10 protein-coding genes are annotated in these 12,314 nt (G+C 41.0%); 9 read left to right on the top strand and 1 reads right to left on the bottom strand.

Annotated elements, in window-relative coordinates; genetic code table 11:
* Nucleotides 1–32 precede the first annotated feature (32 nt).
* The 6 genes from ACQKIC_RS16080 to ACQKIC_RS16055 all read left to right on the top strand — a co-directional run bounded on the left by ACQKIC_RS16080 (nucleotide 33) and on the right by ACQKIC_RS16055 (nucleotide 6,705).
* On the top strand, nucleotides 33–1,085 hold the full coding sequence (locus tag ACQKIC_RS16080) for a YeeE/YedE thiosulfate transporter family protein (RefSeq protein WP_402956419.1): 1,053 nt from the start codon (nucleotides 33–35) through the stop codon (nucleotides 1,083–1,085).
* A gap of 33 nt (nucleotides 1,086–1,118) precedes the next feature.
* Nucleotides 1,119–1,346, top strand: coding sequence for a sulfurtransferase TusA family protein (locus ACQKIC_RS16075; RefSeq protein ID WP_402991956.1), 228 nt, complete (start codon nucleotides 1,119–1,121; stop codon nucleotides 1,344–1,346).
* Nucleotides 1,347–1,469: 123 nt separating this feature from the next.
* Entirely contained in the window at nucleotides 1,470–1,775 is a 306-nt protein-coding gene (locus ACQKIC_RS16070; protein ID WP_402956423.1) for a DUF3219 family protein, read from the top strand.
* 84 nt (nucleotides 1,776–1,859) lie between these two features.
* Entirely contained in the window at nucleotides 1,860–2,288 is a 429-nt protein-coding gene (locus tag ACQKIC_RS16065; protein WP_402956425.1) for a DUF2621 domain-containing protein, read from the top strand.
* A gap of 140 nt (nucleotides 2,289–2,428) precedes the next feature.
* Entirely contained in the window at nucleotides 2,429–3,574 is a 1,146-nt protein-coding gene (locus tag ACQKIC_RS16060; protein ID WP_427591996.1) for an exonuclease SbcCD subunit D, read from the top strand.
* Nucleotides 3,571–6,705 carry an AAA family ATPase gene (locus tag ACQKIC_RS16055; RefSeq protein WP_427591997.1) on the top strand — a complete coding sequence of 1,045 codons (3,135 nt, stop codon included), beginning with the start codon at nucleotides 3,571–3,573 and terminating at the stop codon, nucleotides 6,703–6,705. The genes ACQKIC_RS16060 and ACQKIC_RS16055 overlap by 4 nt, the downstream gene beginning before the upstream one ends.
* A gap of 58 nt (nucleotides 6,706–6,763) precedes the next feature.
* Here ACQKIC_RS16055 and ACQKIC_RS16050 read toward each other — a convergent pair whose 3' ends face one another.
* Nucleotides 6,764–7,183, bottom strand: coding sequence for an Hsp20/alpha crystallin family protein (locus ACQKIC_RS16050; RefSeq protein ID WP_402875388.1), 420 nt, complete (start codon nucleotides 7,181–7,183; stop codon nucleotides 6,764–6,766).
* A 350-nt stretch (nucleotides 7,184–7,533) separates the two neighbouring features.
* On the opposite strand from ACQKIC_RS16050, the gene ACQKIC_RS16045 reads away from it, so the two are divergent.
* The 3 genes from ACQKIC_RS16045 (at nucleotide 7,534) to ACQKIC_RS16035 (ending at nucleotide 12,287) form a co-directional block, all read left to right on the top strand.
* On the top strand, nucleotides 7,534–8,715 hold the full coding sequence (locus tag ACQKIC_RS16045) for a thiolase family protein (RefSeq protein WP_402991947.1): 1,182 nt from the start codon (nucleotides 7,534–7,536) through the stop codon (nucleotides 8,713–8,715).
* A 345-nt stretch (nucleotides 8,716–9,060) separates the two neighbouring features.
* Nucleotides 9,061–10,671, top strand: a complete 1,611-nt coding sequence (locus tag ACQKIC_RS16040) for a long-chain-fatty-acid--CoA ligase (protein ID WP_427591998.1) — start codon at nucleotides 9,061–9,063, stop codon at nucleotides 10,669–10,671.
* Between the two features lie 338 nt (nucleotides 10,672–11,009).
* On the top strand, nucleotides 11,010–12,287 hold the full coding sequence (locus ACQKIC_RS16035) for an MFS transporter (protein ID WP_427591999.1): 1,278 nt from the start codon (nucleotides 11,010–11,012) through the stop codon (nucleotides 12,285–12,287).
* Nucleotides 12,288–12,314 lie beyond the last annotated feature (27 nt).

Below are 12,314 nucleotides of genomic sequence, written 5' to 3'. Positions count from 1 at the left end.
TTATTGTTGTTTACTTAAGGGGGAAACGGTTTATGTTACAAATGATTGTGTTAGGGATTATTTGTGGTTTACTACTAGGATTTGTGCTTCAAAGAGGCCGTTTCTGTGTTGTTGGTGCATATCGTGATTTGCTTATAGCGAAAGACGGGCGAATGTTTTTAGCTACGTTCATTGTCATTGCGATACAAAGCGTTGGTGTGTATGCACTACGGGATACAGGAATCATTCAATTTGGTAATGATGGTTTTCCTTGGTTAGGAACCATCCTCGGAGGCTTTATATTCGGTATCGGGATGGTTCTTGCAGGAGGCTGTGCGACAGGAACATGGTACCGGGCAGGAGAGGGTATGATCGGTAGTTGGGTCGCACTCTTCGGTTATATGCTTGGAGCTGCAATGACGAAGTACGGCGTGTGGAAAGCTACAGGGGATCATCTGGTTTCTTATCGTACGAGTGATACGTATATTCATGAAACGTTGAATGTGTCACCTTGGTTATTGGTCATTGTTTTGATAATCATAGTTGGTATCTTGGTCATCAGGGAATTTAAAAAGCCTAAACTTCCTATGTTCAAGATGAAACCGAAAAAAACGGGATTGGCTCATATTTTATTTGAAAAACGCTGGCATCCCTTTGTCACTGCATTATTGGTAGGACTTATTGCCATCGTGGCTTGGCCTTTAAGTGCGATGACCGGGCGAATGTTCGGTTTAGGGATTACTACACCTTCTGCGAATATTTTAACGTTCCTTATCACAGGAGATGACGCGCTCATCGATTGGGGTACATTTTTAGTATTGGGCATTTTCTTGGGTGCTTTCATTGCAGCCAAAGGCAGCGGGGAATTCCGTTGGAGACTGCCTGATATGAAAACATTGCGTAATAATGCTTTTGGTGGAGTGATTATGGGATTTGGCGCGAGTATCGCCGGCGGGTGTACCATAGGTAATGGACTGGTTAACTCAGCATTATTTGCGTGGCAAGGCTGGGTCGCGATTGTCTTTTTCTTATTAGGAACATGGGTAGCGGCTTATTTCACTATCATCCGTAAGCAAAAGAGTTCAAGTGCATCAAAGGCTGCCTGAGTTTTATCACATTAATTAGAGGAGTGGAGTAAAATGGCAAAGGTATTAGAGACATCAGGAATGGTTTGTCCGTTTCCATTAGTAGAGGCTAAAGAAGCAATTGCAGGTATGACAAAAGGGGAAGAATTGATCATCAATTTCGATTGCACCCAAGCAACGGAAAGTATCCCTCGCTGGGCTGCAACGGAAGGTCATGAAATTACGGAATTTGAACAAGTCGATGACGCTCAATGGCGTATAATCGTTAAAAAAGGGAATTAATAGAAAAAATGTGCCGGGGATTCCCTAGCACGTTTTTTTCTATTTTGAAGCTAAATCGTTGGCGTTAAGCAGTCGGAGTGGTAACATAACTTTAATCTAATATACTAAGGAGTTGTTAATGAAATGGTTGATGAAGTTGTATTGAATGATGTTTCGCTGCAGGTCACAAATTTTCATGCCGAATCTATAAAGAACCCTGAAAGCGGAGAACTTAGAAAGATTAGTTTTGATTTTAAAGTAACGAGCGAGGAGTATCATGATATCACAACGCTGCTCTATCAAATGGTTTTTGATTTAAAGATTCCTGAGACAAGAGAAGAATACCGGGCAGAAATCTTCAACTATTCAACATCGCTTACGAATTTATATGAAGAAAATGCTGTGGGAGACTTTTCCCTTACGTTAATCGAAGTAGATTCTCAAGATTGATTCCATTACCAGCCTTGTAAAGAAATGGGTTACTGTCTATAATAATGGTAACGATAAATTAATTTATACATATGAGGTGGTTCTTTGCTAGGAGGCTGGTTTTTATGGTTTATCCTTTTTTGGGTAGTCCTTTTAGTAACGTTGATGAGCATTGGTGGCTTTTTCATGTTTCGGAAGTTCTTAAAGAGATTCCCGAAAGAAGACGGGAAATCAGATATGGATTGGGAAGAGTATTACTTGGAACAAACGAACCACTTATGGTCACAACAGCAAAAGGATTTGCTTGAAGATTTAGTAAGCCCTGTACCGGAACTTTTTCGTGATGTGGCCCGTCATAAAATCGCTGGTAAGATCGGTGAATTGGCTTTGAAAGAAAAGGCACCGGATATAACAGAAGATTTGGTGATTCGTGGGTATATCATTGCCACACCTAAACGAGATCATAAGTTTTTACAAAAAAAATTGACGGAGCGACAAGTGAATATGGATCCCTATCAGCATTTATTTAGCTGAAGGCAGGGTGGGCATACTCTTTAGAGTGTGCCTTTTTTATTATGGATTGTGGTAATAATTAGAACGTTTGTACTCTATCAAGGCTTTCTTTTTAATATTTGATATAATAGTAGTAAGAAAAACGAGGACGGAGTGAAACGATGAAATTTATCCATACGGCCGATTGGCATTTAGGGAAAATTGTTCACGGGGTCCATATGACGGATGACCAACGTCATGCCCTGCTACAATTTATTGAGATAATCGAAGAGGAAAAACCCGATGCGGTGGTCATTGCCGGTGATCTTTATGACCGTTCCGTCCCACCGACTGAGGCTGTTGAGCTACTTGATGAGATTCTTTATACAATCAATGTGAAAATGAAAATACCCATTGTGGCCATATCGGGGAACCACGATTCGGCTGAAAGGTTATCATTTGGCTCATCATGGTACCGCCATAGCCAGTTATACATTCACGGGAAACTGACAAAAACATGTGAACCAGTCCATATCAAAGGTGTTAATTTTTACTGTGTTCCTTATGCAGAACCAGGGACGGTTCGTCACGTTTTCGAAGATGAAAGCATCCATTCCCATCAAGAGGCGATGAGAAGGATAACAGGGGGTATAGAGGAAACGCTTAATCCAAATGAGCCGAATATTTTGGTGGGACACGCATTTGTATTGGGTGGTAAAACGAGCGATTCAGAACGGGTTCTGTCAGTAGGTGGATCTGGTTGTGTGACAGCCGATTTATTTGATGCGTTCGATTATACGGCACTTGGGCATTTACATAGCCCGGATGCAATTCGACATCCAAAGGTTTATTACTCCGGATCGCTTTTAAAGTATTCATTTTCTGAAGCTAAACAAAATAAGTCGCTATCCATCGTTGAAATGAGAGAAGATGGTAACTTTGAGATTCGCTATCGGTCCTTGACCCCTAAGTATGATATGAGGGAGATTTCAGGCACGATGGAAGAATTACTTGACGTTACTTTTTATCAAAACCAAAAAGTAGACGATTATTTGAAGATTACCTTGAATGACGAGGGATCGCTCATCGATCCCATTAACCGATTGCGTCAAGTTTACCCGAATGTGCTTCACCTGGAACGGAAATGGGATCTGACCGATTTGAGACGAAAAAAATCATATTCCTCCGTAAAAGATGAAAGGAAGTCTGAAATAGACTTGTTTGAGACGTTTTATCAGGAGATGACAGATAGAGAGTTCGATTCTCAAAAGAAGGAACTGATGGTTTCTGTCATTGAAGCTGTCAAGAAAGAGGAGGCTTTGAAATGAGACCTCATATTTTGACGATGCAAGCATTCGGTCCATATGCGGGTAAGGAAATCATTGATTTTAATACACTGGGAGAACGGACCATGTTTGTCATTTCGGGAAAGACCGGTGCCGGGAAAACGACCATTTTTGATGGGATTAGCTTTGCTATATATGGGAAAGCGAGCGGTGAAGACCGTAGTGGACAAGATTTACGAAGTCAATTTGCCGAGGATGACGTCTTGACGGAGGTTTCATTGCAATTCACTCTCCGTGGAAAAACATATTTGGTTACCCGATCTCCACAGCAGGAACGAAAGAAGAAATCAGGAGAGGGTACCACAACCGTTAGTGCGAAAGCAGAACTATATGAATTGGTACAAGGCGAGGGGAGAAAGTTACTGGGAGCCAATGTTCGCGAGGTTGAAGAGAAAATCAAAGTACTCATTGGGTTGGATGCGAACCAGTTTAGGCAAATCCTGATGATTCCGCAAAATGAATTCCGTAAACTATTAACATCTGATAGTAAAGATAAGGAACAGATTTTGCAAAAGTTATTCCATACCGAATTATATAAGAGAATAGAAGAAAGATTAAAAGAGGAAGCATCACTTCTTAAGAAACAAAGTGAAAAAAGCGCACAGCGTCGCATTGAATTAATGAAGGGCATCAAACCGGGTGATCATGTGGAGCTTCAATCTTTATTGGAAGCAGCTGAACCAAATGAACAACAAATTCTTCCTTTGCTTCATTCGGTGATATCAACGGCTACAGAAAAGCATCAACATTTAGGTGAGCTTCTAAAGGAAAAGCAGAATGCCCGTGATCAGGTCAACCAAGAGCTATCCAAAGCGGCCGATTTATTGAATAGATTTGCTGAGAAAGACAGATTACAAAATGAAAAAGCAGACTTAGAAAACAGGCGCCCGGAAATTATGGAGTTAAAAGAACAAATGAAAATGGCTCATAAAGCGGCCTCGCTAGAAAAACAAGAGCAATATTACTTGCGAATCGGTAAACAGGTAAAAGAGGTGACGTCTGAACTTCAAAATTTAACGAAGCAGGCCGAACTATTGTTGGAGGAGCGCCTGAAGAAACAGGAAGTTTATGAGCAAGAGCTGGCAAAGGAAGAGAAACGAGAACAGGCGTTACGGAATGTACATCAGCTTGAACAGGTGAAAGAAGCCGTTTTGACTTATTCAAGTCTTAGAGAACAGGTTACTTTAGATGAAACAGAGTGGAAGAAAAGTAAGCAACTCCGTGAACATAATATTTCAGAGCTTGCTAGAATCGAAACGGACTTGGAGAAAATCAGCCTTGAAAAGGCGGAAGCCGAAAAAGTGGCCATCCTTTATGGAGAGAAAGAAAGGGAGTTTGAAAAAAACCAACAGCTTCTTTCAAAACTTAGAAAGCTACAAGCTGTTTATTCAGAATGTAAAAGCATGATGGATGTCTTGGAAAATAAAAAGTCTACATTTCAAAAGATGCTCGATCATCATCTCCAGGAAAAAGAAAAACTAGAGGTAATCAATCAAAATTGGCGTGCAGGACAGGCTGGTATGCTAGCATCCATGCTTCATGATGGTGAAAACTGTCCCGTCTGTGGTTCGATTGATCACCCTGAGCCTGCACACTTGCATGCGAATATGCCATCGGATGAAGAATTGAAACAGCAGGAAAATAGAGTGAAAATGGCCGATAAACAAAAAAGTCAGGCTGAAAGTGAATTTTACCAGGCAGAATCGAAATTCCAGGCACTTACAGACACCAAGAATGAAAGATTCACAGATTTACAAAATGACGTTCCGGAGTTCGCTTCCGAGCTTATCGACGAATACTTGAAGTCGTATGAGGAAAAGGGGAGAGAGTTACAAAAGCATTTACAGTCAATGATGGATAAGAAGGATGCAGGAAGCGAATTGGAGAAACGATTGATTGCCTTAAAAGAGAAGGGTACTCAATTGAAAGAGAACTTGGCATCTTTAGAGAAAATGGAAGATGTTACAAAGACCAGGTATATTGAGAACTCAACAAAGCTTACAGGCCTAACGAATTCCCTTCCAGAAGGAATTCGTACTGAAGTAGAATATGCAAGGGCATTTGATGCGGCAGTCAGAAGGCAGAAGCAGTTACAAAAATCATTGGAAGAGGCACAAAAAGCCCTTCAATTGGTTAAAGAAAAAGAATCGGGCATCCATGCGAAAAAGGAATCGCTCGCAGGGAATATAGATGCATTGACGCTTGAATTAAATCAAGAGCGTGAAAAGCTGGTTGTGGAAATGTCCAACCAAGGATTTGCTACTTATAAGGAATATACAGCAGCCAAAAGGACTGAAGATGTGCTTCAATCTATGGAAAAACAAGTACAGTTATACGAACAAAATTGGCAAAGTGTCATAAGCTTGTTTCATGATCTGGAAATGAAGTTAAAAGATGTACCAAAACCGGACTTGGAGGGGTTAAGGAAAACATTTGAATTCATTGACGGTGAATTGGAAAAGTTGCGTCACACACAGAATGAACTACAGGCTGAACAAAAGAATAACCAGGAAATCGAGCAGAAATTGGCATATATTAGAGAAGAGCAGAAAAGCCTGGATGAAAAATATAGCATCGTTGGGCATCTTTCAGAGATTTCAAAAGGCCAAAATTCATTCCGAATTACGTTTGAACGGTATGTATTGGCTGCCTTTTTAGATGATATTCTTAAAGAAGCTAATCTGAGACTGTTAAAGATGACGAGCGGTCGTTATCAGCTATTGCGAAAGCTTGACCCAACTCGCAGGAATATTCAAAGTGGGTTGGAGCTGTCAGTATATGACCAATATACCGGACAGGAAAGGCATGTCAAAACGCTTTCTGGCGGAGAGAGTTTTAAAGCCTCGCTTGCCCTTGCTCTTGGGCTTGCAGATATTGTCCAGCAGAATGCAGGAGGAATTTCCCTGGAAACGATGTTCATAGATGAAGGTTTCGGTACACTCGATCCTGAATCACTGGATCATGCCATTGAAGCATTAATGGATATCCAGAGTAGTGGACGGTTAGTCGGCATCATTTCCCATGTTCCTGAATTGAAAGAACGAATCGATGCACAGCTTCAAGTCACATCCACTCAAAATGGAAGCACCACAACATTTAATTTTGCTGGCTAATAAAAAAGAATGGCTCTGGAAGCAAGTAGCTTCAGGAGCCATTCTTTTTTATTTAAAGCTATTCGATCTGAATACTATCTTGGTCTTTACCGGGGGAATACTTATGAATACGAATCACTAATGATGGGTGGGTAAACTCGGCAGTGATCCTTCGTGAACAGATGGAAAAAGGGAAAGAAATTTTTCGTTGTGTAGGTGATGTAATCGCTTTATCTTTATGAAATAGCTTTTGAAAAGGTTTGTGAGGCTTTTCAACGGTAATCAAAATTTCGTTATCTTTTAAACGCACTTTAATATCCTTTGCTTCATGGTTTTCCAATATTGCTTCCACCATATACTCGTCATCACTTTCGTAAATGTCAATTGTAAATAATTGATGGTCCAATTTACTTGTCTCCGGATTAAGAAAAAACTTTTTCACCCATTCATCAAAAACCTTTACCTCATTCATCTGTACATCATGTAGTTTATCTTGCATGTGGATACCCCCGGTTTTGCCTTTGTTTGTATTATATGTTGGAAGTATCGAAAATGGTGATAATTAGGAAAACTTTCTAACTTAACTAAAATATATGTGGATTAGATACAAACACAACGGTGATTTTCTTTCAGTGCAATGATTATTATCTTTGCGCCATACGAGCCATACGAAGTGAATACCGATAAAATTTTGGTGCTGGCAAAACCATTAATCGATACAAGCAAAATTAATGCACGAAACTAAAGAGGATTTAGACTCGTTCATGAAGAAGATAACAGTATAAACAGAAAAATCGAGGAGAGCAGATTGATCTGCTTTCCTTTTTTTCTTTAAGAGGAGGAACTGGAATGGAACATGAATTTGTCATTGTAAGTGCGAACCGTACGGCTATAGGTAAAATGGGAGGACAACTAAAAGATGTACAAGCGGGTCATCTAGCGGCAACGGTCATTAAGGATGCAATCGAGAGAGCAGGTCTGGCACCCGAGCAGATAAATGAAGTGATTTTTGGTGAAGTGCGCCAGTCGACCGAATCTTCAAATCTAGCACGTGTTGCCGCGTTAAGAGCGGGTATCCCTCCTGAAGCTTCGGCTTATACAGTAAACCGCCTATGTGCTTCAGGCATACAGGCAGTGATTTCCGGTGTTCAGCATCTAGCTTTTAATCCGGATGATATTGTCGTGGCAGGTGGAGCGGAAAATATGAGTAGAGCCCCCATTTACCTCAGAAATTCCCGATTTGGAGAAGGAAACCCTCATCTAGTTGATTCTAATCTTGAAAATGGACAGCAGCCAACCGAAGTGTATGGAAAAGATTTGGGGATGGGGATAACAGCAGAAAACGTAGCGGAAACCTACCAAATTTCCCGGGAAGACCAGGACGCCTTTGCTGTAGAAAGCCAAAGAAGGGCAAGAAAGGCGATTGAGTCTGGTTCCTTCGAATCTCAAATCGTTCCGGTTGAAATAAAGACTAGGAAAAGCACAACAGTATTTCAAGTGGACGAGCACCCAAGAGAAACATCGATAGAAAAACTGTCCCATTTGAAGCCCGTCTTCAAAAGTGATGGAACAGTCACGGCTGGTAATGCCTGTGGCCGTAATGATGGTGCCAGTGCTTTAGTTTTGATGACCCGCGAAAAGGCTTTTAATCTTGATATCAAACCGATTGCCAAGATTGTAAACTGGTCTACAGCTGGTGTCGATCCACGTTATATGGGAATCGGTCCCGTTCCCGCGATCGAGAACCTATTGAAAAAGACTGGACTGGCAGTTGAAGATATCGGACTGTTCGAGTTGAATGAGGCATTTGCATCACAATCATTGGCTGTTATACGGGAAGCCAAGCTAGATCCTGCTAATGTCAATGTCAACGGTGGAGCCATTGCATTAGGCCATCCACTAGGGGCAACGGGGGCGATTATCATGACCAAATTAATTCACGAGATGCAACGGCGCCAAGAGAAATACGGAATGGCAACCCTATGTATTGGCGGTGGACAAGGGATGGCCATTTTATTGGAATTGGCTTAATAGTGATTTGAAAAACTCTTCACTAAGCTTAACTCATTAAAACACAAAACTTAGCCACCGATTATACCTGCATTTTCTCTTAATATGCTAGTAAACCCATCCTTATTGTAGAAGGTTGGGTTTTTTGATTTTCTGGTAAATGAGAAAAATTCAAAAATGAATTATCAGGTTATGGATGAATCCTTTAAAACAAAGGCTTTATAACGAGTAAGATTCAAAAATGAATTTAATCACTCAAAAAAATTAGCTGTTTCCCCAGTGTGTGATTTGGCATGAAACTTGCATTGTTATATGTGTAAACCATATGTAGAAGAATCGGATTTGAGAAAAATGGAGGGGTTAAAGGTGCGAAAAACAGTAAAACAACCATGGGAGCAATGGTATGCAGAAGGAATGTCGTCATTACTTCTACCGGAAATTTCCGTCTATACACTACTGGACCAATCAGCAAAGAAATTCCCTGATCATACAGCCATTATTTTTGAAGACCATCTCATGGATTATAAAAGCCTGAAATCACAAGTCGATAAACTCGCGGGTAAGTGGAAAGAAATGGGGTTCGTGAAAGGTGAAAGAATTGGCCTTATGATGGCCAACCATCCTTATTTCATCATCAGTTATTACGCTGCACAAGCACTGGGACTCATTGTTGTTCAACTGAACCCTATGTATAAGCCTAGGGAACTGCTCCAAATATTAGTGGATTCTAATGCTCTATATATTGTGTATGACCAATTGGCCGCTACTACCATTGAAGAAACAAAAGCGATATATGATTTTTCAATCTGCATGAAGACGGACGATGACCAATTAGACGGTCTATCTCTACGTTCTTTGATAGAATCTGGCGAAGAAATCAAGGAAGTTGAAACGATAAATCCTCTTGAAGATATTGCAGTCATCCAGTATACAGGAGGGACGACGGGGAAAATGAAGGGAGCGATGCTTACCCATTACAATCTTACTTCCAATGTTATACAGAGCTCTGAAATGTATGGGGATTTGATGGTGCCCGGAAAGGAAGTCGTGCTGGCAGCGACACCGCTTTATCATGTTTACGCGATGACAAGTGCCATGAATCTCGGAATTTATATTGGAGCTGCCATTCTATTATTTCCTAAATTCGAGATTCAAAATGTACTAATGAATATTCAAAAGTACCGTCCGACTTTTTTTCCAGGCGTTCCAAAGATGTACAATGCGTTCGTCAATCATCCTGAAATCGAAAAATATGGACTGGATTGTCTGAAAAATTGTTCTTGTGGCTCAGCACCCATGCCAGTTGAAGTCATTAATCGATTCGAGAAGCTGACAGGTGCTTCTATAGGAGAAGGTTTTGGGTTATCAGAAGCCTCTCCTTCCACACATCGTAATCCGCCCTTAGGTAAAAGGAAAATCGGGAGTGTCGGCATTCCTTTTCCTAGAACCGATTGTATGATCGTAGACGAGGACAATAATGAAGTGCCATCCAAAGGGGTGGGAGAGCTGCTTATAAAAGGCCCACAAATTATGAAGGGATATTGGAATAACGAGGTGGAAACGAGAAAAGCTCTCCAAAATGGCTGGTTGTATACAGGCGATCTTGCTTCAGTGGATGAAGAGGGGTATTTCTACATTGTCGGCAGAAAAAAAGAAATGATCATCATTAGCGGGTTTAATATATATCCGCAAGAGGTGGAAGGTGTCCTTTATCAGCACCCGGATATTCAGGAGGCGGCTGTGGTGGGGATACCGCATAAAGAATTAGGAGAGGTCGTAAAGGCATTCATTGTTCCAATGAAGGATGCCAACATTGACCTTGAGGAAATTGAAGGATATTGCTATACCCAGCTGACACCCTATAAGGTTCCAAAGCAATTTGAAGTTAGGGAGGAACTGCCGCGAAACACCGTTGGCAAACTATTAAAAAGGTTGCTTATAAAAGAGGAACTGGAAAAGAGGACAAAGAAGGATTGAAGCTGACCCAGCTTTTTAAATCTAGGTAGTGGAAGCAAGAATCAGCAGTATTCAGTGGGGAAAAAGTGGGGAATAGGAATATATTTCCAATGCGGTTGCTTTTTTCGCAGGTGAATGTTCTTCATTCGTGAGTGGCCAGGTGCCAGGTGCTGCTATATGTGACTGGAGGTTCTAATGAGTTTCCTAGTTTCGTAATGGAATTCAACCAAGAAAGGCATTAATTCGGCCACACAGCCAGATAATTCAACCATAATGACAATTAATTCGACCATCAGAAGAGATAATTCAACCACCAAGACGATAAGACTATCTATTCACAAAGAAACGAGGGGATTTACATGCGTTGGTTTGTTCTTTCTCTATTATTCCTCGGAGCGGTCATTAACTTTGCCGATAAATCAATAATCGGACTTGCCGCTGTGCCGATCATGAAGGAATTCGATCTTTCTTATGCTGAATGGGGACTTGTAGGAAGCAGTTATTATTGGCTCTATCCTGTAACGGGCATTTTTGGAGCAGCATGGGCCGATAAGCTCGGGGCCAAGAAAGTACTTGGGTTCATCATGCTGACATGGACTGTTTTACAATTTGGTGTTTTGGCCATTGCTGCTTTGCCACTATTAATTATTTATAGAATTTTACTTGGGGCATTCGAAGGGCCCTATAGCCCTGTTGCTTATAGCCACGCAGATAAGTGGTTTCCCCCGAAACAACGGGGATTAGCCAACTCGGTTGTGGTGGGAGGGGGAACGGTTGGTGCGATGATTGTTGCACCGCTTCTTGTTTCCATGATCAGTATTTTCGGATGGAAAGTGGCCTTTGCTAGTCTTGGAGTAGCAAGTCTTATCTGGTTCTTCTTATTTCAGTTTTTAACAAAGGAAAATCCCGTTGAAGTATATGAGAAGGTACAGAAGAAAAAGAAAGAAAAGATGGAGAAATTCAAACTGAAAGACTTTCTTGTACTTTTAGCGTCTCCCACCGCTTTATTTACGACACTCGCATATTTTTCAACGTATATTCTGGTCGTCTGGTTTTCCGTTTGGTTACCGATTTATTTAGTGGAAGTGGTAAATATGACACCCGGACAGATGGGCACGAGCATAGCAATCATTGGAGTCATTTCCGTATGTATTTATATGGGTGTTTCCATGTTATCGGATTACTTATTCAAGAAAAATCAGAATTGGCGTTCATCCAGGGTCTTGGTTGTAGCTGGAGCAATGATCATGGGTTCACTATTCCTATCTTCCATCATGGTCTTTCAAAATCCAATTTGGGTGATCTTTGCAATGTGTCTGGCTAAAGGTCTCACCTATTCCATATTACCGATTGGACCAACGATTATGATCAATGAGATGCGTGAACGCGGCGGACTGATGACAAGTATCTTAACGTCTTCAGGCAATCTTGCAGGGATTGTAGCTCCTCTACTAACGGGTTATATCATTAGTTTAGCGGCGGGGAATAAAATACTAGGCTATAACTTATCCATATTGTTCATGGCTGCCCTTGTTCTGGTATTCGGCTTATTGTTTGCCATGTTCGTTAAGCCAACTAAGTCAAAAGATGGGCAGGAAATCAGACCAACAGAAGATTATGATTTGAAATCTTCATAAAGGTTACCAGCATCAAAAAAAATGTAG

Origin of the sequence: Peribacillus sp. NPDC046944, assembly GCF_050272735.1 — a bacterium.
Classification (GTDB): domain Bacteria; phylum Bacillota; class Bacilli; order Bacillales; family DSM-1321; genus Peribacillus.
Note: the sequence above shows the minus strand (reverse complement) of the source record. Positions and strands in the feature narration are given on the sequence as shown.

Coding starts and splice junctions, on each gene's coding strand:
- ACQKIC_RS16060 (WP_427591996.1), top strand. CDS start 2,429: ATGAAATTTATCCATACGGCCGATTGGCATTTAGGGAAAATTGTTCAC.
- ACQKIC_RS16075 (WP_402991956.1), top strand. CDS start 1,119: ATGGCAAAGGTATTAGAGACATCAGGAATGGTTTGTCCGTTTCCATTA.
- ACQKIC_RS16045 (WP_402991947.1), top strand. CDS start 7,534: ATGGAACATGAATTTGTCATTGTAAGTGCGAACCGTACGGCTATAGGT.
- ACQKIC_RS16070 (WP_402956423.1), top strand. CDS start 1,470: ATGGTTGATGAAGTTGTATTGAATGATGTTTCGCTGCAGGTCACAAAT.
- ACQKIC_RS16050 (WP_402875388.1), bottom strand. CDS start 7,183: ATGCAAGATAAACTACATGATGTACAGATGAATGAGGTAAAGGTTTTT.
- ACQKIC_RS16080 (WP_402956419.1), top strand. CDS start 33: ATGTTACAAATGATTGTGTTAGGGATTATTTGTGGTTTACTACTAGGA.
- ACQKIC_RS16035 (WP_427591999.1), top strand. CDS start 11,010: ATGCGTTGGTTTGTTCTTTCTCTATTATTCCTCGGAGCGGTCATTAAC.
- ACQKIC_RS16055 (WP_427591997.1), top strand. CDS start 3,571: ATGAGACCTCATATTTTGACGATGCAAGCATTCGGTCCATATGCGGGT.